Below are 24180 nucleotides of genomic sequence, written 5' to 3' on the forward strand. Positions count from 1 at the left end.
GAGAGGGTTAACCCTGAACTCTGAAACCGAGATGGTACAGAAACGGACTCGAATGCTCAAGCCGGGGGTGACCAGAATGCCCTAAAAAGCGGCAATGTCAGCGTGCGCACACATTCTCTATGAATCATGCGGCACATGGTTGCGATGCCGCAAAAACTCATTGGTGAGCCGCTACAAACTTTTTCTATAGGCCGGGTCGCAAGTCGGGTTTAAGGGCCTTCCAGCGCCCCTTTGGAGGGGGCTGGAAGGCCCGGGACCGAATATTCTTCGGTCCGGAAACGACCGGAGTTCAGCGGGCCGCGTTCGCGTCCGCGACGGTCAGGGCCGTCATGTTCACGATGCGGCGCACGGTGGCCGACGGCGTCAGCACGTGGACCGGCTTGGCCGCGCCCAGCAGCACCGGCCCGATCGCGATGCCGCCGCCGGCGGCCGTCTTCAGCAGGTTGTAGCTGATGTTGGCGGCGTCGATGTTGGGCATGACCAGCAGGTTGGCCTCGCCCGTCAGCGTACTGTTGGAGACCAGCTGATCGCGGTAGTGCGGGTCGAGCGCGGCGTCGCCGTGCATCTCGCCGTCGGCTTCCAGCCAGGGCGCCTGTTCCTTGATCAGGGCCAGCGCGTCACGCATCTTGACCGCCGACGGGCAGTTGCTCGAGCCGAAATTGCTGTGCGACAGCAGCGCCGCCTTCGGACGCAGGCCGAAGCGCATCATTTCCTCGGCCGCCATCTGCGTGATCTCGGCGATCTGCTCCGCGGTCGGGTCGTAGTTGACGTGGGTGTCGACCAGCATGACCTGGCGACCCGGCAGGATCAGGCCATTCATGCAGGCGAAGGTCTTCACGCCGGGGCGCTTGCCGATGACCTGGTCGATGTACTGCAGGTGCATCGCGGTGTTGCTCCACGTGCCGCAGAGCATCCCGTCGACTTCCCCTTGTGCAGCATCATGGCGCCGATCAGCGTCAGGCGGCGGCGCATCTCGATCTTGGCGAGCTGCTGGGTCACGCCCTTGCGCTCGGTCATCGCGAGGTAGGTCTGCCAGTAGTCGCGATAACGCTGGTCGAACTCGGTGTTCACCACCTCGTAGTCGCGGCCTTCCTGCAGGCGCAGGCCGAAGCGCTCGCAGCGCTGCGCGATGACTTCCGGACGGCCGATCAGCGTCGGGCGGGCGATGCCCTCGTCGATGACGATCTGCACCGCGCGCAGCACCCGTTCCTCTTCGCCTTCCGCGTAGGCCACGCGCTTGTGCTTGGCCTTCTTCGCGATCTGGAAGATCGGCTTCATCGTCGTGCCGGAGGCGTAGACGAAGCTCTGCAGCTTCTCCAGATACGCCGGCATGTCGGCGATCGGCCGCAGCGCGACGCCCGAGGCTTCCGCCGCCAACGCGACCGCCGGGGCGATCTTCATCATCAGGCGCGGATCGAAAGGCTTCGGGATCAGGTACTCCGGACCGAAGCTCAGGTTCGCGCCGGCATAGGCGGCGGCCACGACCTCGCTCTGCTCGGCCTGGGCGAGCTCGGCGATCGCGTGGACGGCGGCGATCTCCATCTCGTCATTGATCGTCGTGGCGCCGCAGTCCAGGGCGCCGCGGAAGATGTACGGGAAGCACAGGACGTTGTTGACCTGGTTCGGATAGTCCGTCCGGCCCGTGGCCATCAGCGCATCGCCGCGGATCGCGTGGACGTCCTCCGGCTGGATCTCCGGATTCGGGTTGGCCAGCGCGAAGATGATCGGCCGGGCCGCCATCGAGGCGACCATGTCCTGCTTGAGCACGCCGCCCGCCGACAGGCCCAGGAAGATGTCCGCGCCGGCGATCACGTCGCGCAGGCTGCGCTGCTCGGTGGGCTGGGCGTAGACGGCCTTGTCGGGGTCCATCAGCTCGGTGCGGCCTTCGTAGACCACGCCGGCCAGGTCGGTCACCCAGATGTTCTCGCGCGGCAGGCCCAGCTTGACCAGCAGGTTCAGGCAGGCGAGGGCGGCGGCACCGGCGCCCGAGGTCACCAGCTTCACCGACTTGATGTCCTTGCCGGCGACCTTCAGGCCGTTGAGCAGGCCGGCGGCGACCACGATGGCGGTGCCGTGCTGGTCGTCGTGGAAGACGGGGATCTTCATCCGCTTGCGCAGCTCGCGCTCGACGTAGAAGCAGTCCGGCGCCTTGATGTCCTCAAGGTTGATGCCGCCGAAGGTGGGCTCCAGCGCGGCGATCACGTCGACCAGCTTGTCCAGGTCGTGCTTCTCGTCGATCTCGAGGTCGAAGACGTCGATGCCGGCGAATTTCTTGAACAGGACGCCCTTGCCTTCCATCACCGGCTTGGAGGCCAGCGGGCCGATGTCGCCCAGGCCCAGCACGGCGGTGCCATTGGAGATCACCGCGACCAGGTTGCCGCGCGAGGTGTAGCGGAACGCGTTGGCGGGATCGGCAACGATCTCCTCGCACGCGGCGGCCACGCCCGGCGAGTACGCCAGGGCCAGGTCACGCTGGTTGATCAGCTGCTTGGTGGCCGCGATGGCGATCTTCCCGGGGTCGGGAACTCGTGATATTCGAGAGCGGCCTGGCGCAGCTGCGCACGTTTTTCTTCGGACGTCGACATGGGGGACTCTTCTGGTTGAAACCGGTCCGCCGTCGTGGGCCGGGTCGGCGATTGTAGGAGTCCGTCCCGACGGCGGCAGTGCGGACTATGCGTATGCTGCATGTCGGCAGGGCCGCAGGCACATACGCGAAACTGCGCATCGCCAGGGGCGTCCCGCGCGCCATACTGCCTGCCCCGCGCGCGCGGCAGACGCATGACGCGGCATGCCTGGGCGATCCTTTCAAGCGCCTTTCACGCCACCTTTACGTCACGTTCGCGCCCCGCGTCCCGACCCTCGCCCGACCTTCCGTTCGACCACCGCTTGCCTGCTCCCACCATCATGCGGCCCGCCGCCCCCTTTCCTCCGATGGCGCAGGGCGCCCGGCCCCGGCGCTGGCGTCGCGCCCTGCTGTGGGGGACGCTGGTCGGGCTGCTGCTGGTCGCGCAGTCGCTGCTGCTGTCGCTGACCTTGAGTCATGAGGCGGCCCGCGCGCAGGAGGCGTCCGACCTGGCCGCCGCCGAGGTCACCGCGCGCGCCAAGCAGTTGATCGGCCGCGACCTGCAGGGGCTGCAGGGCCTGATGTGGGCCGAGGACGACGACTGGCGCGGCAACGCCGCCGCACAACTGCGCCAGACCCGCGTGCTGCTGCGCATCGAGCTGCGCGATTCCGAGCGCCAGGTGCGCCGCGCCGTCGACACGCCGTACGCGCCGCCGCTGTTCTCTATCCTCGCGCGTGAGCAGCTCCAGATCGAGACCGAGCTCGCCTGCATCGCCGCGCTGCGGCAGGGGACACCGCTGTTCTCGCGCTCGTACTTCGTGCCGGGGCCGGGCGGCGACGGCATGGAGGTCGCCGACCTCTGCCTGCCGCGCGTGCGCGCCGGGGAGCCGCGCTCCTACGTCGTCGCGACGATGGGCCTGCGGCCGCTGCTGGAGGAGTCGGTCTCGCAAGACCAGGCGCGGCGCTTCGAGATGTCCTTCGTCGAAGGCGACGGCACCCGGCTGGCGCGGACCGGCCTGACGCGCGGCACCGGCTTCTACCTGTCGGAACGCCTGCTCGACCTGCCGGGCCTGAGCCTGCAGCTGCGCGTCGACAACGCCACCGGACGGCCGCAGCTGATCCCGAACCTGGCGACGGCGCTGGTGCTCGGCCTGTCGATGGCGCTGTTCGCGCTGGTCATCATCCTGGCGCGCGACACCCGCAAGCGCGCGCAGGCGGAACACGCGCTGGCGGAGTCGCTCGCGTTCCGGCAGGCAATGGAGAACTCGCTGATCACCGGGCTGCGCGCGCGCGACCTGGACGGCAACATCAGCTATGTGAATCCGGCCTTCTGCGCGATGGTCGGCTACCCGGCCGAGGAGGTCGTCGGCACCGGCCGGCCGCCGCATGCGCCGCCCTACTGGCCGCCGGAGTTCACCGACGAATACTGGCGCCGCCATCATGACCGCGAGGCGCGCTGGGAGGCCGGCCTGCCGCCGCGCGAGGGCTTCGAGACCGTCTTCGCGCGCAGTACCGGCGAGCGCTTCCCTGTGATGATCTACGAGGCGCCGCTGCTGAACGCCGAAGGCCAGCAGACCGGCTGGATGAGCGCGGTGCTGGACCTGAGCGCGCAGCGCAAGGTCGAGGAGCTGTCGCGGCAGCAGTCGGACCGGCTGCAGGCGACGGCGCGGCTGGCGACGGTGGGCGAGATGGCCTCGCTGCTGAGCCACGAGCTGAACCAGCCGCTGGCGGCGATCGCGAGTTATGCGACGGCATCGATCAACCTGATGGTGCGCGAGGCCGACGATCCGCAGACGCCGGCCATGGTGCGCCAGGCCGTGACCCGCATCGCCGAGCAGGCGGAGCGCGCCGGCCGCGTGATCAAGAGCGTGCACGACTTCGTCCGGCGTCGCGAGGCGGCGCGGGAGTGGGTCAACGTCGAGCAGTTGCTGGAGGCGGTGCTGCCGCTGATCCGGCTGCAGGCGCGCAAGAGCGGCGCACGCATCGAGATGGACCTGGCCAAGGGCCTGCCGCGCGTGCGCTGCGACCGGACCATGGTCGAGCAGGTGCTGCTGAACCTCACCCGCAATGCCATCCAGGCCATGGACGGCCCGACGCCGCTCGCCGATCGCGCGCTGGTCATCCAGGTGAAGCGGCTGCAGCCGCGCTGGCTGAGCTTCGCGGTGATCGACCACGGGCCGGGCATTCCGCCGGAAGTGGCGCGCCAGCTGTTCACCCCTTCTTCACGACCCGCACCGAGGGCATGGGCCTGGGCCTGAGCCTGTGCCGCACGGTCGTGGAGCAGCACGGCGGCGCCATGGATTTCGAAAGCCGCGTCGCGCCCGCGTCGCCGACCGGGACCGAGTTCCGGTTCAGCCTGCCGTGCGAGGATTCGCCTGGGTCTGCCCACAAGCCGGGCGCCGACCGGTTTCCCATCATTGGATCTGGAGAGTCGTCCGCATGAAGCCGCAGTCCCTGCCGATGGTCTACCTCGTCGACGACGAGGAAGTGGTGCGCGATGCGCTCGCCTGGCTGCTGCGGTCGCGGCGCCTGCTGTCCGAGGGCTTCGGCAGCGCCGAGGCCTTCGAATCGATGCTGGACGGCCTGCCGCGCAGCGGGCGCGACTGGCCGTCGGCGCCGAGCTGCCTGCTGCTCGACGTCCGGATGCCCGGCATGAGCGGGCTGGCGCTGTTCGAGCGGCTGATCGAGCGCGGCCTGCTCGAGACGCTGCCGGTGATCTTCCTGACCGGCCACGGCGACGTGCCGACGGCGGTGGCAGCGGTGAAGCAGGGCGCCTACGACTTCGTTGAGAAGCCGTTCTCGGACAACGCGCTGGTGGACCGCGTCGAGCATGCGCTGGCGCAGAGCGCCGAGGCGATCGCCGCGCGCGATGCGAAGTCGGCGCTGGGGCATCGCGTCGGCGACCTGACCGAGCGCGAGCGCGAGGTGATGCAGCTGGTCGTGCAGGGACTGCCCAACAAGCTGATCGCCGACCAGCTCAACATCAGCGTGCGCACGGTGGAAGTGCACCGTGCGCGTGTCTTCGAGAAGATGGACGTGAAGTCCGCGGTCGAGCTGTCCAACCTGCTGCGCGGCGACAATGCCGCCCATGGGTGATTCTTCTGAAGCATCCGGCGCGTCTGCCGGTGCATCCGCCGGTGCATCTGCCGGCAGTTCCGGCATGGCCGAGCGACGGGACGGACCTCCACTGGGCGAGTTCGACCTGATCGACCGCTTCTTCGGCCGCGCAGGGCGTGCCGGCCGGACCGAGGGCGGCGCGGTGACGCTGGGCATCGGCGACGACTGCGCGGTGCTGACGCCGTCGGCGGGCCACCAGTGGCTGGTGACGGCGGACATGCTGGTCGAAGGCCGGCACTTCCTGTCGACGGTCTCGCCGCGACGGCTCGGCCACAAGGCGCTGGCGGTGAACCTGAGCGACCTCGCGGCCTGCGGCGCGACGCCCCGGGCCTTCTTCCTGTCGCTGGCGCTGCCGCGCGTGGACGAGGCTTTCCTGGCGGGCTTCGCGCAGGGGCTGTTCGAACTCGCCGACGCGCATCACATCGTGCTGGCCGGCGGCGACACGACGGCGGGGCCGCTCAACATCAACATCACCGCCATGGGCGAGGCGCCTTCGGGCCAGGCCCTGTTGCGCTCGGGCGCGAAGCCTGGCGACGACGTCTGGGTCAGCGGCACGCTGGGCGATGCGCGGCTGGCGCTGGAGGTGTTCCGCGGCACGCTGTCGCTGAACGCGTCGCAGTTCGACGAAGCGCGGATGCGGATGGAACTGCCGGAGCCGCGCGTCGCGCTCGGCCGCGCGCTGCGTGGGATCGCCACGAGCGCCGTGGATGTGTCGGACGGCCTGGCCGGCGACATCGGCCATGTGCTGAAGCGTTCCAACGTCGGCGCGACCTTGCGGCTGGCGGATCTCCCCGCTCGGCGGTACTGGGCGCGATGCCGGAGGACCTCCAGCAGCTGTGTCTGCTGAGCGGCGGCGACGACTATGAACTCGCGTTCACCGCGCCCGCTGATGCGCGCGAGCGTGTGCTCGACGCGGGGCGGGCATCCGGCACGCCGGTGTACCGCGTCGGACGCATCGATGAACAACCCGGTCTGCGCGTCGTCGACGGCGCGGGTCGCCCGCTGCAGGGCTTGCTGCAGAGTTTCGATCACTTCAAATCATGAGCGCGGTGCGTCCGACTTTCGGCTTCATGGCGAGGCATCCCGCGCACTGGATCGCGATGGGTTTCGGCAGCGGGCTGGCGCCGAAGGCACCGGGGACGGTAGGCACCTTGTGGGGCTGGGCCGCGTTCGCGATCCTGAACCTGTGGCTGACACCGCTGCTGTGGGGCGTGGTGATCGCCGCGAGCATCCCGATCGGCTGGTGGGCCTCGACGGTCACCGCAAGAAACCTCAAGACCTGCGATCCCGGTTCGGTCGTGTGGGACGAGATCGTCGCGATCTGGATCGTGCTGTGGCTGATCATGCCGGCGGGCTTCTGGTGGCAACTGGCGGCGTTCGGCGTCTTCCGCTTCTTCGACGCGGCGAAGCCGGGCCCGGTGCGCTGGGCCGATGCACTGTTCAAGATCGAGCCCGGGCAACCGGTGACGGTGTGGCAAGGCTTCGGCATCCTGTTCGACGATCTCGTGGCGGCTGCATGTACGCTTGTGGTGTTGGCCGGCGCGAGGGCCTTGCTGCACTGAAGCGCTGAGGCGCTGAGGCGCTGAGGCGCCGGCGCCGATCGCATCCATCCACGGATCAGATCATCCAGATCCATCGACGAGGAGATCCCCATGCTGTTTCCCGACGAATCCGAACTGATCGAACGCATCGCCCTGGCCCTGATCCAGCGCAAGGAGCGCATGGGCACCGCGGAGTCCTGCACCGGCGGTCTGATCGCGGCGGCGTGCACGAGCCTGGCGGGCTCGAGCCAATGGTTTGAACGCGGCGTGGTGAGCTACACCAACCAGGCGAAGACGGAGCTCCTCGGCGTGCCGGCAGCGCTGATCACCCTGCACGGCGCGGTGAGCGGCGAGGTGGCCGAGCAGATGGCGCGCGGCCTGGTGGCGCATGCGCCGATCGACTGGGCGATCGCGGTGACCGGCGTGGCCGGGCCGGGCGGCGGCACTGAGAACAAGCCGGTCGGCACGGTGTGGCTCGCGCTGATGCACGGCCGCCAGCGCGTGCGCGTGTGGAAGGAGCACTTCACCGGCGACCGCCATGCGGTGCGCGCGCAGACGGTGCGCGCAGGCCTCGAGGCGCTGTGCGATGCGCTGGAAGACAGGGATTCCTGATCGTGGGGGACTATGCGCACCTGCGAACCACCGATGCCACCTCCAGGGCGGACCTGGAGTCGGACGATGACTCGGAGGGTTTCGCCTATCTGTTGATGAAGTACCACGTGCCGGTGCTCTGGGTCGCCTTGTTCGAAGAAGCGGACCTGCGCCTGGATGAAGTGATTGACGAGGTGCGGCCACCCGAGCGGCATTGGATCTTGCTGGCCGACAAGGCGCGCGCGCTTCAGACCTTGAGCAGGCGTACGGACCCTCTGCGTCAGATGCTGGGCGCCCGCATTGATCCGGTGTTGGCGCAGTTCACGCAGCATCTGGAACACGCGCGGGGCAGCCGCGTGATGCTGATGACGGACGAGTTTTCCGCCATGCTGGAACACGCCGAGTCGGTGTGGGACCAGGAATTGCGCTTCTGCATCCGCACCGTGAGTGGTGAAAGTCCTGCACCGGCGGCGGTGCAGGTGCCGCTGGCGCAAAGCGAGGACGACATCGCGACTGTCGGTGTGCGCACGTCGCCACATGTCGTGGGTCTGGCGCTCGCTTATGACCGGTGGACCGACTGGGGCAAGGACGATCCGTCGTTTGTGTATTGGATGGCGGGCGGTGGAGCGACGGAGGACGCGCCCTGGGAAGAATAGGCACGGGCGGATCTGGACCTCACAGCCCAGCCAGGATCGTGTTCGCCTGCGCGTCGTCGAGGTCGGGCGGCTGCCAGGCCCGGAGCCAGTCGGCGAACTTCTCCGCCGGCATCGGCCGCGACAGGAAGTAGCCCTGCCCCTGGTCGCAGCCCAGCGTCTGCAGCAGCGTCCATTGCTTGGCCGTCTCCAGCCCTTCCGCGACCACCGTCAGCCCCAGGTTGTGCGCGAGCTCGATCGTCGAGCGCACGATCTTCGCGTCGTCGATGTCGCGCTCCATGTTCATCACGAAGCTGCGGTCGATCTTCAGCTCGTCCACCGACAGCTGCTTCAGGTAGGCCAGCGACGAGTAGCCGGTGCCGAAGTCGTCGATCGACAGCTTGAAGCCCAGGGCGTGCAGCTGCTCCAGCGTCTGCAGCGCGCGTTGCGGGTCGTCCATGATCGCGGACTCGGTGATCTCCAGGCACAGCGCCGGCGGCGGCACGCCCGCGACCAGGTCCGCCACCTTGATCGGCAGGTCCTGGTCCATCAGGTCGCGCGTCGACAGGTTCACGCTGATCGGCAGCGCGAGGCCATCACGCTGCAGTCCCATCCACGCCTGCGCCGACGCATGCAGGACCCACGCGGTGATCTGGCGGATGAACCCCGTCTGCTCCGCGAAGGGGATGAACTCCATCGGCGGCACCAGGCCGCGCGTCGGATGTTGCCAACGCACCAACGCCTCCGCGCCGGAGATCTTCTGGCCGTGCAGGTCCACCTTCGGCTGCAGGAAGAGTCTCAGTTCGCCGGCATCGATCGCATGCCGCAACTCGCTCAGCAGCGACAGCGATTCCTGGCTCGCCGCATCCATGCTCGGTGCGTAGACCTCGCACCCGCTCTGGCCGCGCTTGGCCGCGTGCATCGCCAGCTCCGCGCGCGCCAGCAGCAGCAGCGGATCGCGCCCGTGCTGCGGGTACAGCGCCACGCCCATCCCCGCCGACAGGTCCACCGTCTGGTCGTCGATGCTCAAGGCACGTTCGAAGTCGCGCTGGATGCGCTTGCAGATCGCCTCGGCCCGCGTCGCGCCGGCGCCTTCGATCAGCAGCAGGAACTCGTCCCCGCCCACGCGCGCGATCAGGCTGACCTCGTCCTTCAGCAGGTGCTGCAGCCGATCGGCGACCGCGCGCAGCAGCCGGTCGCCGAACGGACGCCCCAGCACGTCGTTGACATGCTTGAAGCGGTCCAGGTTCAGCATCAGCAGCGAGAAGCGCACGTCGCTTTCCGCCATCCGTCTGGCCAGCGCCTGATGGAACTGCTCACGGTTCGGCAGGTCCGTCAGCGGGTCCCAGAACGCGAGCCGGTTCACCTCTTCCTCGCGGGCCCGGATGCCCTGGCGCATCGCCTCGAACGCCTCCGCCAGATCGCCGATCTCGTCGCGCGAGGGCCGCGTGACGGGCTGGGCATAGTCGCCTTGACCGAGCCGGTGCGCCGCGCTTGCCAAGGCCTTCACCGGCCCGCTGATGCGTCGCGCCGTCAACACCGCGCCGATCGCGAACAGCAGCACGCCGACGCCGCTCAGCCCCAGCAGCATCCATTGCAGCCGCCGGTAGGGCGCCAGCGCTTCATCGACCGAGCGCAACAGCAGCACCGCCACCGACTTGTCGGTGTCGCCGCCATGCGCCAGCGGCTGCAGGCGGGCCTGGAACAGCTCGTCGTCGAGGGGCAGGTGGAAGGTCCTCGCCTCGCGGTCTGCCGCGCCCAGTGCGGGCAGCGACTGGACGGCGCGGGCCGTCGCGGCCGGATCGAGCACCGACGCGAGCACCTGCCACTGCCCCGTCGCCGATTGCGCCAGCAGGATGCCCTGGATGCGCACGATGCGCTTGAGTTCCTGCAGCTGGTCGCTCTTCAGTTCGAAGCCGGTGAAGATCCAGCCGCCCAGCCCCGCCGCGCGCATCCGGGCGACCACGACCTGGTAGGCCCTGCCGTCCAGCAGCAGCAGCTGGCTCTGCGTGCGACCCTGCTGCTCGCGGCTCACGCCGCGCAGCAGCGGGGTCACCTTCGCCGCGATCGCGTCGGTCGCCGTCACCAGCTTGAACGAATCGTCCGCATACCCGATGAACGCGGCGTCGCCGCGCTCGCTCAGGTTGGTGAAGACGTCCTGCAGCATGGCGCGCAGTTCCTCGCCCTGGATGCCGGCCGACACGAGCTGGCGCAGCCCGTAGTCGGACTGCAGCAGGTCGGCCACCAGGCCGCGCTGCTGGTTGTCCTCGTCGATGAGCTGGACCAGGATGCGCTCGCCGGCCTCGAGTTCCTCGGTCACCTGCGCGCGGGCGTTGCGCCCGATGCCCTGGTCGATCAGCGCCAGATTGAGCAGCTGGACCACCAGCAGCAACGCCAAGAACAACGCGACGATGCGCCCTTCCAGCCGCCGCAGGTTGAGGAAGTCCGGCCAGCGCATCGCGCGTCAGTCCTTCAGCTCGACCTTCAGCACGCCGGTCGCGTTCGCCCCCACCGTCAGCGGCTGCGCGGTCGGTGCGGCATTGCCCAGGCGCGATGCCCACAGCCGCAGGCGGTGGTCGCCGGGCGGCAGGTTCAGCCTGACCTCGCCCTTGGCGTCCGTGATGCCGAAAGCCGGCGTGTCGACGACCACGATGTGCGCGCTCATCCGGTCGTGGATGTTGCAACCCAGTTGGGCCACGCCCGGCTTGTCGAAGACCACCGGCTCCGACGGCGTGCCCGAGTACAGCTTGAGCTCGAACTTCTTCGTCGGCGAGAACGAATAGACGTGGTGGCGGACGGTGTCGAAGTTGGGGAAGTTGACCGCGGTGCCGGTCTGCACCACCAGCAGCTGGGGTTGGAACTGGCGGTCGCGCTGGGCCATCTGGGCGACGACGCCCGTGGCCGGCCTGGCGGGCTGGCCCTTCAGCTCGACGGCGACGGCCGCATTGGGCACGGGCGCGCCGTCGGCGTCACGGACCTGGATCGTCCAGTCCGCCGCATGGGCCGCGGTCGCGCTCAGCAATACGCCCGACAGCATCGCGGCGGTCATCGACAAGGGGGCGGAACGGAAGGGGCTCATCGGCGACGCCAGGTGGACGACAAGCGTCAACCATAGCGGGTTTTCTGGGCCGGCGGGCGCAGGGCTTGCTCCAGCAGGAGGGCCAATCGCCCCAGCGCTTCCCAGGGGTCGGTGGGCCATTCCGGGTGGCGCAGGCCCTTGACGATGCCGTCGCAGATCTGCGCGGCGACGACCAGCCGCGTCAGCGCCGCCCCGTGCAGCTGCGGCACGATGCGCTCGAAGAGACGCTCCTTCGGGCCCCAGATGCGGGACTCCCGCAGGGCCATCGGCAGCGGCTTGCCCGCCGCCACCGCGTCGTGGACACGCTTCAGGCCGCGGATGTCCTCGGCCATCGTCCAGTGCACCAGCACGGCGGCCTCGCCCTCGGCCTTCAGGCCGTCGAGCATGCGCAGCACGCGACCCACCTTGCCGCTCAGCAGCGCCTCGCTGAGCTTGAAGACGTCGAAACGCGCCACGTCCAGCACGGCCGCCTCGATCTGCTGCAGGCTGAGCTCGCCGGCCGGGTGCAGCAGCGCGAGCTTCTGCAATTCCTGGTGCGCGGCGAGCAGGTTGCCTTCCACGCGGTCGGCAAAGAACTCCAGCGCGCGCTGGCCGTCCGGTCCGGCCGCCACCGGCTGCCCCTGCTGCTGCAGCCGCCGGGCGATCCAGGCAGGCAGCTCGCGACGCTCGACCGGGTCGACCTTCACCGACACGCCGGCGCTGTCCAGCGCCGTGAACCAGGCGCTGCCGAGCTGGGTCTTGTCCAGGCGGGGCAGGGTCACCAGCGTCAGCACGTCCGGGGGCAGGCCGTCGACGTACCGCTGCAGCGCGTCCGAGCCATCCTTGCCCGGCTTGCCGCCAGGAATGCGGATCTCGATCAGCTGCTTGTCGGCGAACAGGCTCATCGCCTGGGAGGCCGCGATCACGGACGCCCAGTCGAAGTGCGCGCCGCTGACGATGAAGACCTGGCGCTCGCTGTAGCCCTGCCTGCGCGCCTCGGCCCGCAGAACGTCGGCGGCCTCCTGCGCGAGCAGCGGCTCGTCGCCGTGCACGACGTACACCGGCTTGAGCCCCTTCGCCAGGTGGCCGGCGAGTGCTTCGCCCTTGATCTGCATGCGCGCGGTCCGTCCAGCGTCAGGTGGGCAGGTGCACCGCCGCCAGGCGGCGCAGCAGCAGGCCGACGGCCTCGACCTGCATGGCCTTCTGCAGCGAGTTCTCTTCCTGCTCCTTGGCCAGCGCCGCGCTTTCGCTGTAGTTCATGTCGCGCGTCAGGCGCAGCTCGGTGCGGGGCAGCAGGATGTCCCCGCCGGCCGTGCGCAGCGAGTAGTCCAGCGACAGCCGCAACTGCCATTCCGTGATCTGGCCCGCCGCGGTCGTCGCCACCGAGGTCTTGTCGCGGATCTCCCGCTCGGCGTCGATGATCACGTCGGCGCGGTTCGGGTCCTCGACCAGGCGCACGGTGCTGCGCTGCACCTGCCGGCGCAGTTCCTGCGCCAGCGGCGAATGCGGGACGAAGCCGGTCAGCGCCAGCGTCTTGAAGTGGTAGACCGGTTCCTTGCGCAGCTCGAAGCCGCAGCCCGTCAGCAGGCCGGCCGCGCCCACGGTACCCAGCGCGCCCAAGGACGCGAACGACGACAGCAGATCACGGCGCTTCATCATGCTCACACCACCACGTTGACGAGACGACCCGGCACGATGACGACCTTCTTGGGCGCCTTGCCTTCCGCGAACTTCTCGAAGTCGGGGCTGGCCAGCGCGATCGCCTCGATCGCCGCCTTGTCGGCCGAGGCCGCCACCTTGATCGCGCCGCGCAGCTTGCCGTTGACCTGCAGCATCAGTTCGATCTGGTCCTGGACCAGCGCCGATTCGTCGACCTGCGGCCAGGCGGCGTCCAGCAGTTCGCCCAGTTCGGCGGCGAAGCCGAGCTCGTTCCACAGCGCATGCGCGATGTGCGGGCAGGCCGGGTAGATCACGCGCAGCAGCACCGAGAAGCCCTCGCGCACCGCGGCCGACTGGCCCTCGGCCTTGAAGCCTTCCAGCGCGTTCAGCAGCTTCATCGCGCCCGAGACCACGGTGTTGTACTGCATGCGCTCGTAGTCGTACGAGACCTGCTTCAGCACCAGGTGGACCTCGCGGCGCAGCGCCTTGCCGTCGTCGCTCAGCGTGGCGAAATCGGCGCCGCCGGTCTGGATCGCGTCGGCGTGCTTCGTGCCGAAGCCCCACACGCGTTTCAGGAAGCGATGTGCGCCTTCGACGCCGGCGTCGTTCCACTCCAGCGTCTGCTCCGGCGGCGACGCGAACATCACGAACAGGCGGGCCGTGTCGGCGCCGTACTCGTCGATCAGGGCCTGCGGGTCGACGCCGTTGTTCTTCGACTTCGACATCGTCGTCATCTCGTACTCGAGCGGCTTGCCGTCGGCCTTCAACGTGCCGCCGGTCGGCACGCCGTGCTCGTTGCGGATGACGTCGACCTCGTGTTCCCAGTAGTAGTTCTTGCCGGCGTCTTCAGGCTTGCGGGAGAACGCCCCCTTCAGCACCATGCCCTGCGTCAGCAGGTTGGTGAAGGGCTCGCTGAACTTGATCAGCTTCAGGTCGCGCATGACCTTGGTCCAGAAGCGCGCGTACAGCAGGTGCAGGATCGCGTGCTCGATGCCGCCGATGTACTGGTCCATCGGCATCCAGTAGTCGGTGCCGGCGGCGACCATCTGCTCCGGATTGGTCGCGTCGCAATACCGCATGAAGTACCACGAGCTGTCCACGAAGGTGTCCATCGTGTCCGTCTCGCGCTTGGCCGCGGCACCGCACTTCGGGCAGCGGCAGTCCAGGAAGTCCGCGCGCTTGTTCAGCGGGTTGCCGCTGCCGTCCGGGATGCAGTCCTCGGGCAGCACGACGGGCAGGTCCTTCTCGGGGACCGGCACCGCGCCGCAGCTGTCGCAATGGATGATGGGGATCGGCGTGCCCCAGTAGCGCTGGCGGCTGACGCCCCAGTCGCGCAGGCGCCAGGTCGTCTTCTTCTCGCCCAGACCCTTGGTGCCGAGCAGCTCGGCCACCTTGTCCGCCGCCTGCTTGTGCGTCAGGCCGTCCAGCACGCCGGAGTTGATGCACAGGCCGCGCTGCTTGTCGCCATACCACTCGGCCCAGGCGTCGGTCGAGTAGGCCTCGTCGCCCACCGCCACGACCTGCTTGATCGCGATGCCGTACTTCTTCGCGAAGGCGAAGTCGCGTTCGTCATGCGCGGGCACGCCCATCACGGCGCCGTCGCCGTAGCTCATCAGCACATAGTTGCCGACCCAGACCTCGATCTGTTCGCCGGTCAGCGGGTGCGTCACGAAGAGGCCGGTCGACAGACCCTTCTTGTCCTGCGTGGCCAGCTCGGCCTCTGTCGTGCCGCCCTGCTGGCATTCCTCGATGAACGCGGCCAGCGCGGGGTTGGTCTTCGCGGCATGCGCGGCCAGCGGGTGCTCCGGCGCGACGGCGCAGAAGGTCACGCCCATGATGGTGTCGGCGCGCGTCGTGAAGACGTAGAGCAGGCCGCCCTGGATGGGCTGACCGTCCTCGCCGGCGATCGCGTGCGGGAAGGCGAAGCGCACGCCCTCGCTCTTGCCGATCCAGTTCTCCTGCATCAGGCGCACGCGCTCGGGCCAGCCCGACAGGTAGTTCTTGTCCGAAGGATCGGCCACGGCAGCGAGCAGTTCCTCGGCGTAGTCGGTGATCTTCAGGTAGTAGCCGGGGATCTCGCGCTTCTCGATCGTCGCGCCCGAGCGCCAGCCTTTGCCGTCGATGACCTGCTCGTTGGCCAGCACGGTCTGGTCGATCGGGTCCCAGTTCACGACCTGCGTGCGGCGCTCGGCGATGCCGGCTTCCAGCATCTTCAGGAACAGCCACTGGTTCCAGCGGTAGTAGTCCGGCTTGCAGGTGGCGATCTCGCGCGACCAGTCGATCGCCAGGCCCATGGCCTGCATCTGCGACTTCATGTAGGCGATGTTGTCGTAGGTCCACGCGGCCGGCGGCACCTTGTTCTTCATCGCCGCGTTCTCCGCGGGCAGGCCGAAGGCGTCCCAGCCCATCGGCATCAGCACGTTGTAGCCCTTCATGCGCAGCTGACGCGTCAACATGTCGTTGATCGTGTAGTTGCGGACATGGCCCATGTGCAGCTTGCCGCTCGGGTAGGGCAGCATGGAGCAGGCGTAGAACTTCGGCTTGGACGCGTCCTCGACGACGCGGTAGGCGTCGCGGGCGTTCCAGTGATCGCGGGCGGCCTGTTCGACCTCGGAGGGGGCGTATTTCTCGTTCATGGTGGCTCGGGCAACGTAGCCGTCGATTGTAGGAGGCCGCGCGCGGCCGCCCCATCCTCTGTGGGCGGGCCACCCTGCGGGGGAGCGATCAGCGCTTCGGGGGAGTCGCGGCGCCCCGGTCAGGCGCGGCGCCGTCGGCCTTCTCGCCGATTTCGCCGATTTCGCCGTTCTCGGCGACGAACGCGATCCGGTTCAGTCCGGCCTTCTGGGCCCAGCCGATCAACTGCGCGACCTTGCCATAGGGCACCGCGCGATCGGCGCTCAGGCGCAGTTCGGCATCGGGCTGACGCTGCGCCAGCTGGGTGAGCCGGTCGCGCATGACCTTGGCGTCGAGCTTGTCCTCGCCCAGCACGTACTCGCCTTCGGGCGTGATGGCCAGCGCGATGAAGCTGGCGCCGGGCGCGGGCGAGGCGGCGTCGCTCTTCGGGAGGTCCAGCTTGAGCGCGCTGCCCATCAGCGGCGCCGCGATGATGAAGATCACCAGCAGCACCAGCATGACGTCGATCAACGGCGTCATGTTGATCTCGCCCATCGGCTTGGGCGCTTCGCGGCGTTCGAGGCGGCCGAACTTCATCGCGTGCGGGTCCGGGGGCGGTCGGGCAGGGCGCTCAGGCGCCGCCGACGAGCTCGCGCAGGTCGTGCGCGAAGCCTTCGAGTTCAGCCTCGCAGGCGGCGACCCACTTGCCGAAGAGGTTGTAGGCCAGCACCGCCGGGATCGCCACGGCCAGGCCGGCGGCGGTCATGATCAGCGCCTCGCCGACCGGGCCGGCGACCTTGTCCAGGCTGAAGTTGCCGGTCGACGAGATGCTCAGCAGCGCGTGGTAGATGCCCCAGACCGTGCCGAACAGGCCGACGAAGGGGGCGGTGGCCCCGATCGTCGCCAGCACGACCTGGCCCCGGCTCAGGCCGTTCAGCACGGCATGCAGCGCGTCGCGCAGGCGGCGCGTCAGCTGCGAGGTCTTCTGTGCGGAGGCGGCCAGCGTGCCCGGCGCGCTGTCCTGCATCGCCGCGTCGATCAGCGGCAGCATCAAGGCGCCGCGATCGAGGGTCTTCAACTGGTCGCGTCCCTGGCCGACGTCGGGCGCCGCCCAGAACACCGGCAGCGCGCGGCCGAGGTCGGTCCGCGCCCGGGCCAATGTCCAGCTGCGCCAGAAGATCAGCACCCAGCTGCAGACCGACATGGCCAGCAGCAGCAGGGAAACGAAACGGGCGACACCGTCGCCCGCTTGCCAGAGGTGGATCAGTTCGGTCATCGCGTCGCGGGTCGGGCGCCGATCGGGGGCGGTCGCGGGCTCAGGCGATGCCGAGCACGTCGTTCATGTCGAACAGGCCGGTCCTGCGCTCGCCCAGGAAGCGTGCCGCGCGCAGGCTGCCCTGTGCGAAGGTGGCGCGGCTCGAGGCCTTGTGGCTGATCTCGATGCGTTCGCCGACACCCAGGTACATCACGGTGTGGTCGCCGATCACGTCGCCGCCGCGCACGGTCGCGAAGCCGATCGTCGACGGATCGCGTTCGCCGGTGACGCCTTCGCGGCCATAGACGGCGCAGGTCTTCAGGTCGCGGCCGAGCGCTTCGGCGACGACTTCGCCCATCTTCAGCGCGGTGCCGCTGGGCGCGTCGACCTTGTGGCGGTGGTGGGCCTCGACGATCTCGATGTCGTAGCCCTGCGCGAGCGCCTTGGACGCCTGCTGCAGCAGCTTGAGCACGACGTTCACGCCCACGCTCATGTTGGGCGCCATCATGACGGCGGCGCGCTGCGCGAACTCGCCGATCTTCGCCTTCTCGTCCGGGCTGAAGCCGGTGGTGCCGATGACGGTCCGCACGCCCAGCTCGGCGCACAGCGCGAGGTGCGCCATCGTGCCTTCGGGGCGGGTGAAGTCGATCAGCACGTCCGCCTTGGCCAGGCCGGCCTTGACGTCGCTGGAGATCGCCACGCCCGTGGCCTGACCCAGGAAGGCGCCGGCATCCTGGCCCAGCGCGGGGCTGCCGTCGCGATCGAGCGCGGCCGCCAGCTCGAGGTCGTCCGACGCCAGCACCGCCTCGACCAGCATGCGGCCCATGCGGCCGGACGCGCCGGTGATCGCGATCCGCAGACGGCTCATCGACGGGGCTCCAGCGGCGGGTAGTCGCGCGTCGCGCCGATCGGCTCCGGCGCCGAGGCCGCGGCGGTGCGCACCGGCGGCGGCAGCGCCTTGCGCTCCTCTTCCGTCAGATCGAGCTTGGGCTCCTTGCCGCGCAGCTTCAGCGTGTTGATCGACGCGATGAATTCCTTCTCGGTCGGCAGGTCGTCCGGCGCGTCGATCTTGGACAGCTGGTCGCCGTCGAAGGTCAGCAGGATGTGGCGGTTCTGCGGCGCGGCGCCCTGGCGCCGGATCGTGAACACGTAGTCCCAGCGGGCCTCGTGGAAGACGTCGGTCAGCAGCGGCGAGCCGAGCACGTCGCGCACCTGGGCGCGGGTCATGCCGGGCTTGATGGCGGCGATCTGCTCCTTGGTGACGACGTTGCCCTGGACGATCTCGACACGGTATGGCGTGACCAGGCCGAGCACCTTCTCGCCGCTGACGGAGAGCGCGTCGAACTTGGGCATCTGCGAGCAGCCGCCCAACGTCAGGAGACCCAGGGCCAGGCCGGCCACGGCGACGCCCGTGGCGTTCCGGCGTGCAATGCGGGGGATACGGAAATTCAATGACATGGCACGTCTCGGCCGAGGCGCTAGGACTATGATCGGCGGATTCTAGCGGCACGCACCCACGCTCTTCCGCAGGCGCCAACCCAATGAACCGGTCAGACGAAATCAAGAACAGCGGGCTCAAGGCCACCTTGCCCCGCATCAAGATCCTCGAGATCTTCCAGACGACCCAACAGCGGCACATGACCGCCGAGGACGTTTACAAAGCTTTGCTCGATGAGCGCGCGGACATCGGTCTCGCGACGGTCTATCGCGTGCTCACGCAGTTCGAGCAGGCGGGACTGCTGTCGCGCAACCACTTCGAGTCCGGCAAGGCCGTGTTCGAGCTCAACGAGGGGCATCACCACGATCACCTCGTGTGCCTGACCTGCGGCTTTGTCGAAGAGTTCTACGATCCGCAGATCGAGGAGCGGCAGCACGCCATCGCCCTGGATCGCGGCTTCCAGTTGCAGGAGCACTCGCTCGCGCTGTATGCGAACTGCGTGAAGAAGGACTGCCCGAACAAGGTGGCCCGCTGAACGGCGCCTGCCGCGACGGGACCGACGACAAGGGGCTCCGATGGAGCCCCTTCTTCATGGCGAATCGGCCGGTCGGTGGACCGGGGCCGATGCTCAGTTGGTGTCGTTGAGGCCCTGCTCGATCGCGCGTTGATGGCGCTCGACGAACTCGCGGTAGGTGTCGATGCCGCGCAGTTGCAGGATGGTGTTGCGCACCGCGGCCTCGACCAGCACGGCCAGGTTGCGGCCGGCGTCCACCGCGATCACGACCTTGCGCACCGGCATGCCCAGCACGTCTTCGTACAGGGGCTCGTAGGGCAGGCGTTCGAAGTCGCGCTCCATCGTCTCCTTGCGGACCAGGTGAACGATGAGCTTGAGCCGCATCTTCCGGCGCACCGCCGTCTCGCCGAAGATCGCCTTGATGTCCAGCAGCCCGATGCCGCGGACTTCCAGCAGGTTCATCAGGAGTTCCGGGCAACGGCCTTCGATCGCCGTCTGCGCGATGCGGAAGAAGTCGACCGCGTCGTCCGCCACCAGGCCATGGCCGCGGCTGATCAGCTCCAGGCCCAGTTCGCTCTTGCCCAGGCCGGACTCGCCGGTCAGCAGCACGCCCAGGCCGAGGATGTCCATGAACACGCCGTGCCGCGTCGTGCGGTTGGCGCAGACATGCGCCAGGTAGGCGCGCACCAGGTCGATGACGTGGCCGGCGCTCTCGGCGGTGGTGAACAGCGGGATCTCGGCGCGGTCGCACATGGCGACCAGCCGGTCCGGCGGCACCTGATCGTCGGCGACGATGATCACCGGCGGCTCCAGCGTGACGATGCGCGCGATACGGCGGTCCAGCACGTCGCCCGAGGCCTGGCTCAGGTAACCCACCTCGCGCCGGCCCACGATCTGGACGCGGTACGGATGGATGTAGTTCAGGTAGCCGACGAGGTCGGCGGCCGATTGCGCGTCGCGCAGCGCGGCTTCGTCGAAGCGGCGCTCAGGGTGCGCGTGGCCGGCGATCCACTCCCAACGCAAGGCCTCGCGGTGTTCCTCGAACAACCGGTCCGCGCTGATGGAGGTGGCTTTCAAGTTCGACGGGCCGTGGTCGTGGCGGTGAGGGTTCGGAAGGCTGCGTGGGCGCTCAGGCGACCGACTTCAGCGGCTCCCAGTCGGCGATCAGGCGATGCACGGTCGCGGCGTCGGACTCGGTCTTGAGGCGCTCGCGCAGTTCGCGGTCGGACAGCATCTCCGCGATCTCGGACAGGATCTCGAGATGTCTTTGCGTCGCCGCTTCCGGCACCAGCAGGAAGATCAGCAGCGTGACCGGCTCGTCGTCCGGCGCGTCGAAGCCGATCGGCTGCTGCACGCGCAGCACCGCGGCCAGCGGGTTCTTCAGGCCCTTGATCCGGCCATGCGGGATCGCGACACCGTGGCCGAGACCCGTCGAGCCCAGGCGTTCCCGGGCGAACAGGTTGTCCGTGACCGCGGCGCGGGAGATGGTGTGGTTGTTCTCGAAAAGCAGCCCCGCGTGTTCGAAGACCCGCTTTTTGCTGGAAGCGTCCACATCGACCAGCACGTTGCTGGCGGGAAGGATGGCGGCGAGACGGTTCATCGGGCATGTGCCAGTCACGACGACCGGCGGGCTGGGGGAGCAGCACTGCGCACCAGCGGGGCGCAGATTCGAAGGTTGAGGGACAGGATTATAGGAATCCCGCCACCAACAGGGGGTGTGACGGATGCGACGCTCCTGTGAAAACGTCGTCCGTGGTGTTGCATTGCAACAATTCTCGGCAAAAAGGCGGCCCGATGGGCCGCCTTGCGGGCGGAACCCCGGGAAATCCCCGAGGTCCGCGGGAGGTCTCGCCGCCGGCCTGGGCCGTGGCGGGAACCGGTCATCCGGCGTTCAAGTCCATGCGCTTGGCCGATTCGTGATGATGGTTCTGCACGCGGTCCTTGTGGCGGCAGACCTGCCGATCCAGCTTGTCCATCAGCTCGTCGATGGCCGCATAGAGATCCTCGTGCGAGTGCTCGCAGAAGATCTCCCGTCCCTTCACATGCAACGTGACTTCCGCGCGTTGGCGTCGATCCTTCTCCTTCTGCTTCTCCACGGTCAGCAGGACGTTGATGTCCACGACCTGGTCAAAGTGCCGGATCACCCGGCTCAACTTGTTCAGCACGTACTCGCGCAGAGCCTGTGTCACTTCGAGATGGTGGCCGCTGATGGTCAGGTTCATAAAGCCTCCTTTCACAAGGGCTTGGTCGGAAACGGGTCGGAGTCGGCGGCGGATGCCGCGGGAAAAAGAGCGGTTCAGGGTCTTGGGGTGGTCTGGGGGTAGGGGGCCTTGAGGCGGTGGAGAAATCGATGTGGGTGGAAGGCCACGCCGCCGACCGGGAGTCGGAAGCTTTCGGGGGCGGATGGCGGGATCAGGGGATGGCGTCGGAATGAACGGTCCGCGAGGGACCCGGAAGGCCGCGAGGGCCGATGGCATGCGGGTTCTGAGGCGACATCGATGAGGAAGACGAGCCCAGTCTGCACCCGATCCGGGGGCTGGGCAAGTGATCAAAAGCAAGGTTTGGGGGCGAATATTCCCGCCTTGCGGCATGCCGGGGTCCGTGCTCGAATGCTGGGTGTTGTGCGGCGGACGCTCCCGAGCGCTCTTCCTTGCCGCCCCCGAGGACGCGATGTGATAATTCCGCGTCCCGATTACTGGAGTTCCCCTTGGACAGCGACCACCCTCGGTGGCCATCCACTCCAGCGTCAATCCGCCGCAGCTTCTGAGCGTTCCGCGTCACCGCACCAACGCCGCCGCGACGCTTGTCCGGAGTGAGACGGGCCACCTTCGACCTGCATCCCGCGCGTGCCGCTTTCCGGCGCCGCCCGCTCCCTGACAAATCCTGCGCCGCGACGATCCCGAGGGTCCGTCAACGCGCACTCCGGCTTGCGCGTTCGCCAGAGCGCGTCACCGCCGACGAAGGACCTGCATGCTCAATGTTTTCACGCTGGACAACGGCCGCCTCAAGGGAGGCATGGTCCAGGAGGAGATCGCGACCGCCGCCGAACTGCTCGCGCGCACGGACGACGGCCGCGACCCGGTCTGGGTCGACCTGGAGTCGCCCACGCCGCAGGAGAAGGACTGGATCCGCGAGCGCTTCGGCCTGGTGATCCCCGAGGACATCGTCGACGAGGACCTCGAAGAGTCCGCCCGCTTCTACGAGGAAGACAACGGCGAGCTGCACATCCGCTCCGACTTCCTGATCGACGACATGGAAGCGCCGCGCAATGTGCGCGTGGCCTTCATCCTGTTCAACAACGTGCTGTTCTCGGTCCACAACGAGGACCTGCCGGTGTTCCGGCTGCTGCGCCTGCGCGCGCGCCGCATCCCCGCGCTGATCGAGGACGCCAAGGACGTGCTGCTCAAGCTCTACGACGCCGATGCGGAGTACTCCGCCGACGTGCTCGAGGGCATCTACGACAACCTCGAGAAGGTCAGCGCGCGCGTGCTGAAGAAGGACGTCAACGACACCGAGGCCGGTGCCGTGCTCGCGGCGATCGCCCGCGAGGAAGACCTGAACGGCCGCATCCGGCGCAACGTGATGGACACGCGCCGAGCGGTCAGCTTCATGATGCGCAGCCGCATGCTCAATGCGGAGCAGTTCGAGGAATCCCGGCAGATCCTGCGCGACATCGATTCGCTCGACTCGCACACGGCCTTCCTCTTCGACAAGATCAACTTCCTGATGGATGCCACGGTCGGCTTCATCAACATCAACCAGAACAAGATCATCAAGATCTTCTCGGTGGCGAGCGTCGCGCTGCTGCCGCCGACGTTGATCGCCAGCGTCTACGGCATGAACTTCGAGGGCATGCCGGAACTTCACTGGAAGTACGGCTACGTCTTCGCGATCGGGCTGATGATCGCGTCGGTCACCGCGCCGTTCATCTACTTCCGGCGCAAGGGCTGGCTCGCCTGACGTTGCCGCTCTCTCCGGTCTGCCCGGTCTGCTGGATGCACAAATACAAAGGGCCTCCGCGATGCGGAAGCCCTGGGTATAAAAGTAGCCTCAAGACGCCCCTGGCCAACGAGGGAGGGAGGGAGGAGGAGGAGAAAGGCCTCGGGATTGCAGCTTCACGAGGAAGCAGGTCTTGCGGCTGAAAGTGGATGCGTTGACTGTACTCCCATCGCTGCCGGGATCGGTGGAAACCCGGAATGTCCTCCCAGACTGCTGCGCCTTCCGGCCCGTTTAAGCGTCCTCAAAGGGAGCGCTGCTACCGGCTGTCGGCGTTGATGTCTGTCCTCAGCGATGTGTTGAACGAGTCGTCATGGTGCAGCGCATCGCGGTCGATGTCATCCCACCGATGAACGAATAGGTGAGCAACTGTCACCGCTGTCCCGCCTAGCCGGGACAGTTTTCAGGGTGATGACGACCCCTCGCCACAGGCGCACCGATTGCCCAATCCCGCGCCTTTTGATCAGCTTCTTCAAGCGGATTCGACGATCAGGATCAGGTTTTTCGATTCATCCTGGGGACGTGATGTTCACTGCGCTTGTGCGACCAGCTTTTCCACCGCCTGGGTGAACTGGGTGCTGTCCGGGCTCACGCCGGACGCGAAGCTCATGACCTGCTTGCCGTCGCGCGAGATCAGGTACTTGTGGAAGTTCCACTTCGGCGACTGGCCCGTGCGCTTGGCCAGGTCCGCGAACAGCGGGTTCAGGTCGGCCTTTCCGGCGGCGACGTTGCTCTTGCTGAACATCGGGAACTTCACGTTGAACGTGTTCTCGCAGAACTCGGCGATTTCCTTGTTGCTGCCGTACTCCTGGTTGCCGAAGTCACCAGACGGAAAACCGAGCACCACCAGGCCCTTGTCCGCATAGCGCGCCGAGAGCGCTTCCAGTGCCTTGTACTGCGGCGTGTAGCCGCAGAAGCTGGCCGTGTTGACCACCAGCACGACCTTGCCGGCGTACTGGCAGAGCGCCTGAGGCTTTTCATCCTGCAGACGGGGCATTTGACGATTGAGCAGTTCAGGGCAGGATGCGGTGGACGCGGCGGCGGTTTCCGCTGCGGGGGCGGCGTGAGCGGAGGTCGCGGCGAACGGTGCCACGAGCACCGCCAGCAGGAGCGCGGTTCGCCGGAGGAAGGGGCCGAAGGACGGGGTCATGTCGTTGTCTCCTGGGATCGGTAAATCCGGATGGCCGGAGGCCGCGGTGCTGC

19 protein-coding genes and 3 pseudogenes are annotated in these 24180 nt (G+C 68.0%); 8 read left to right on the forward strand and 14 right to left on the reverse strand.

The features are described from left to right. Window positions 1–289: 289 nt before the first annotated feature. Window positions 290–2585: pseudogene (locus tag ACQ86G_RS08820) on the reverse strand (NADP-dependent malic enzyme). Window positions 2586–3819: 1234 nt separating this feature from the next. On the opposite strand from ACQ86G_RS08820, the pseudogene ACQ86G_RS08825 reads away from it, so the two are divergent. The 6 genes and pseudogenes from ACQ86G_RS08825 to ACQ86G_RS08850 all read left to right on the forward strand — a co-directional run bounded on the left by ACQ86G_RS08825 (window position 3820) and on the right by ACQ86G_RS08850 (window position 8468). Continuing rightward, a pseudogene (locus tag ACQ86G_RS08825) lies at window positions 3820–5006 on the forward strand (two-component system sensor histidine kinase NtrB). Beyond that, entirely contained in the window at window positions 5003–5659 is a 657-nt protein-coding gene (locus ACQ86G_RS08830; RefSeq protein ID WP_421036859.1) for a response regulator transcription factor, read from the forward strand. The pseudogene ACQ86G_RS08825 and the gene ACQ86G_RS08830 overlap by 4 nt, the downstream one beginning before the upstream one ends. 64 nt (window positions 5660–5723) lie before the next feature. Further along, window positions 5724–6724: pseudogene (gene thiL, locus ACQ86G_RS08835) on the forward strand (thiamine-phosphate kinase). Then, on the forward strand, window positions 6721–7242 hold the full coding sequence (locus ACQ86G_RS08840) for a phosphatidylglycerophosphatase A family protein (RefSeq protein WP_431260235.1): 522 nt from the start codon (window positions 6721–6723) through the stop codon (window positions 7240–7242). The pseudogene thiL and the gene ACQ86G_RS08840 overlap by 4 nt, the downstream one beginning before the upstream one ends. A gap of 90 nt (window positions 7243–7332) precedes the next feature. Further along, window positions 7333–7833, forward strand: a complete 501-nt coding sequence (locus tag ACQ86G_RS08845) for a CinA family protein (protein ID WP_067281115.1) — start codon at window positions 7333–7335, stop codon at window positions 7831–7833. Between the two features lie 2 nt (window positions 7834–7835). Beyond that, window positions 7836–8468: a hypothetical protein gene (locus tag ACQ86G_RS08850; protein WP_431260236.1), complete on the forward strand. Its 633-nt coding sequence runs from the start codon at window positions 7836–7838 to the stop codon at window positions 8466–8468. Between the two features lie 19 nt (window positions 8469–8487). Here the strand turns inward: ACQ86G_RS08850 and ACQ86G_RS08855 are convergent, their stop codons facing one another. The 9 genes from ACQ86G_RS08855 to ACQ86G_RS08895 all read right to left on the reverse strand — a co-directional run bounded on the left by ACQ86G_RS08855 (window position 8488) and on the right by ACQ86G_RS08895 (window position 18487). Further along, a complete protein-coding gene (locus ACQ86G_RS08855) occupies window positions 8488–10902 on the reverse strand; it encodes a putative bifunctional diguanylate cyclase/phosphodiesterase (RefSeq protein WP_431260237.1) in 2415 nt (804 codons plus the stop codon). Window positions 10903–10908: 6 nt separating this feature from the next. Next, on the reverse strand, window positions 10909–11523 hold the full coding sequence (locus ACQ86G_RS08860) for a methylamine utilization protein (protein ID WP_431260238.1): 615 nt from the start codon (window positions 11521–11523) through the stop codon (window positions 10909–10911). 26 nt (window positions 11524–11549) lie between these two features. Next, window positions 11550–12617, reverse strand: a complete 1068-nt coding sequence (gene holA, locus ACQ86G_RS08865) for a DNA polymerase III subunit delta (RefSeq protein WP_431260239.1) — start codon at window positions 12615–12617, stop codon at window positions 11550–11552. 19 nt (window positions 12618–12636) lie between these two features. After that, a complete protein-coding gene (gene lptE, locus ACQ86G_RS08870; RefSeq protein ID WP_431260240.1) occupies window positions 12637–13161 on the reverse strand; it encodes an LPS assembly lipoprotein LptE in 525 nt (174 codons plus the stop codon). 2 nt (window positions 13162–13163) lie between these two features. Next, a complete protein-coding gene (leuS, locus tag ACQ86G_RS08875; RefSeq protein WP_431260241.1) occupies window positions 13164–15797 on the reverse strand; it encodes a leucine--tRNA ligase in 2634 nt (877 codons plus the stop codon). An 88-nt stretch (window positions 15798–15885) separates the two neighbouring features. After that, window positions 15886–16371 carry an ExbD/TolR family protein gene (locus ACQ86G_RS08880; RefSeq protein ID WP_431260242.1) on the reverse strand — a complete coding sequence of 162 codons (486 nt, stop codon included), beginning with the start codon at window positions 16369–16371 and terminating at the stop codon, window positions 15886–15888. A gap of 34 nt (window positions 16372–16405) precedes the next feature. Continuing rightward, a complete protein-coding gene (locus ACQ86G_RS08885) occupies window positions 16406–17050 on the reverse strand; it encodes a MotA/TolQ/ExbB proton channel family protein (RefSeq protein ID WP_431260243.1) in 645 nt (214 codons plus the stop codon). Window positions 17051–17090: 40 nt separating this feature from the next. Beyond that, a complete protein-coding gene (gene dapB / locus ACQ86G_RS08890) occupies window positions 17091–17897 on the reverse strand; it encodes a 4-hydroxy-tetrahydrodipicolinate reductase (protein WP_431260244.1) in 807 nt (268 codons plus the stop codon). Continuing rightward, a complete protein-coding gene (locus ACQ86G_RS08895) occupies window positions 17894–18487 on the reverse strand; it encodes an outer membrane protein assembly factor BamE (RefSeq protein WP_431260245.1) in 594 nt (197 codons plus the stop codon). Before ACQ86G_RS08895 ends, dapB begins: the two co-directional genes overlap by 4 nt. A gap of 83 nt (window positions 18488–18570) precedes the next feature. Here ACQ86G_RS08895 and fur point away from each other — a divergent pair, with 83 nt between their 5' ends. Continuing rightward, a complete protein-coding gene (gene fur, locus ACQ86G_RS08900) occupies window positions 18571–19002 on the forward strand; it encodes a ferric iron uptake transcriptional regulator (protein WP_067281134.1) in 432 nt (143 codons plus the stop codon). 93 nt (window positions 19003–19095) lie between these two features. Here fur and hprK read toward each other — a convergent pair whose 3' ends face one another. The 3 genes from hprK to hpf all read right to left on the reverse strand — a co-directional run bounded on the left by hprK (window position 19096) and on the right by hpf (window position 21203). After that, window positions 19096–20058: an HPr(Ser) kinase/phosphatase gene (gene hprK / locus ACQ86G_RS08905; protein WP_067281136.1), complete on the reverse strand. Its 963-nt coding sequence runs from the start codon at window positions 20056–20058 to the stop codon at window positions 19096–19098. 52 nt (window positions 20059–20110) lie between these two features. Beyond that, a complete protein-coding gene (gene ptsN / locus ACQ86G_RS08910) occupies window positions 20111–20581 on the reverse strand; it encodes a PTS IIA-like nitrogen regulatory protein PtsN (protein ID WP_431260246.1) in 471 nt (156 codons plus the stop codon). Window positions 20582–20861: 280 nt separating this feature from the next. Next, window positions 20862–21203 (reverse strand): ribosome hibernation-promoting factor, HPF/YfiA family, encoded by a 342-nt coding sequence (gene hpf / locus ACQ86G_RS08915; protein WP_297523898.1) that lies wholly within the window; start codon window positions 21201–21203, stop codon window positions 20862–20864. Window positions 21204–21951: 748 nt separating this feature from the next. On the opposite strand from hpf, the gene corA reads away from it, so the two are divergent. After that, window positions 21952–22941 (forward strand): magnesium/cobalt transporter CorA, encoded by a 990-nt coding sequence (gene corA, locus ACQ86G_RS08920; RefSeq protein ID WP_431260247.1) that lies wholly within the window; start codon window positions 21952–21954, stop codon window positions 22939–22941. A gap of 565 nt (window positions 22942–23506) precedes the next feature. Here corA and ACQ86G_RS08925 read toward each other — a convergent pair. Beyond that, window positions 23507–24127 (reverse strand): glutathione peroxidase, encoded by a 621-nt coding sequence (locus ACQ86G_RS08925; protein WP_431260248.1) that lies wholly within the window; start codon window positions 24125–24127, stop codon window positions 23507–23509. Window positions 24128–24180: the final 53 nt, after the last annotated feature.

Origin of the sequence: Roseateles chitinivorans, from assembly GCF_050632145.1 — a bacterium.
In the GTDB taxonomy this organism is placed as follows: domain Bacteria; phylum Pseudomonadota; class Gammaproteobacteria; order Burkholderiales; family Burkholderiaceae_C; genus Roseateles; species Roseateles chitinivorans_B.

Bases quoted from the DNA above. Each gene is read 5' to 3' on its own strand.
- ACQ86G_RS08830 (WP_421036859.1), top strand. From the start codon at position 5,003: ATGAAGCCGCAGTCCCTGCCGATGGTCTACCTCGTCGACGACGAGGAA.
- ACQ86G_RS08840 (WP_431260235.1), top strand. From the start codon at position 6,721: ATGAGCGCGGTGCGTCCGACTTTCGGCTTCATGGCGAGGCATCCCGCG.
- ACQ86G_RS08845 (WP_067281115.1), top strand. From the start codon at position 7,333: ATGCTGTTTCCCGACGAATCCGAACTGATCGAACGCATCGCCCTGGCC.
- ACQ86G_RS08855 (WP_431260237.1), bottom strand. From the start codon at position 10,902: ATGCGCTGGCCGGACTTCCTCAACCTGCGGCGGCTGGAAGGGCGCATC.
- ACQ86G_RS08860 (WP_431260238.1), bottom strand. From the start codon at position 11,523: ATGAGCCCCTTCCGTTCCGCCCCCTTGTCGATGACCGCCGCGATGCTG.
- holA (WP_431260239.1), bottom strand. From the start codon at position 12,617: ATGCAGATCAAGGGCGAAGCACTCGCCGGCCACCTGGCGAAGGGGCTC.
- lptE (WP_431260240.1), bottom strand. From the start codon at position 13,161: ATGATGAAGCGCCGTGATCTGCTGTCGTCGTTCGCGTCCTTGGGCGCG.
- leuS (WP_431260241.1), bottom strand. From the start codon at position 15,797: ATGAACGAGAAATACGCCCCCTCCGAGGTCGAACAGGCCGCCCGCGAT.
- ACQ86G_RS08880 (WP_431260242.1), bottom strand. From the start codon at position 16,371: ATGAAGTTCGGCCGCCTCGAACGCCGCGAAGCGCCCAAGCCGATGGGC.
- ACQ86G_RS08885 (WP_431260243.1), bottom strand. From the start codon at position 17,050: ATGACCGAACTGATCCACCTCTGGCAAGCGGGCGACGGTGTCGCCCGT.
- dapB (WP_431260244.1), bottom strand. From the start codon at position 17,897: ATGAGCCGTCTGCGGATCGCGATCACCGGCGCGTCCGGCCGCATGGGC.
- ACQ86G_RS08895 (WP_431260245.1), bottom strand. From the start codon at position 18,487: ATGTCATTGAATTTCCGTATCCCCCGCATTGCACGCCGGAACGCCACG.
- fur (WP_067281134.1), top strand. From the start codon at position 18,571: ATGAACCGGTCAGACGAAATCAAGAACAGCGGGCTCAAGGCCACCTTG.
- ptsN (WP_431260246.1), bottom strand. From the start codon at position 20,581: ATGAACCGTCTCGCCGCCATCCTTCCCGCCAGCAACGTGCTGGTCGAT.
- hpf (WP_297523898.1), bottom strand. From the start codon at position 21,203: ATGAACCTGACCATCAGCGGCCACCATCTCGAAGTGACACAGGCTCTG.
- corA (WP_431260247.1), top strand. From the start codon at position 21,952: ATGCTCAATGTTTTCACGCTGGACAACGGCCGCCTCAAGGGAGGCATG.
- ACQ86G_RS08925 (WP_431260248.1), bottom strand. From the start codon at position 24,127: ATGACCCCGTCCTTCGGCCCCTTCCTCCGGCGAACCGCGCTCCTGCTG.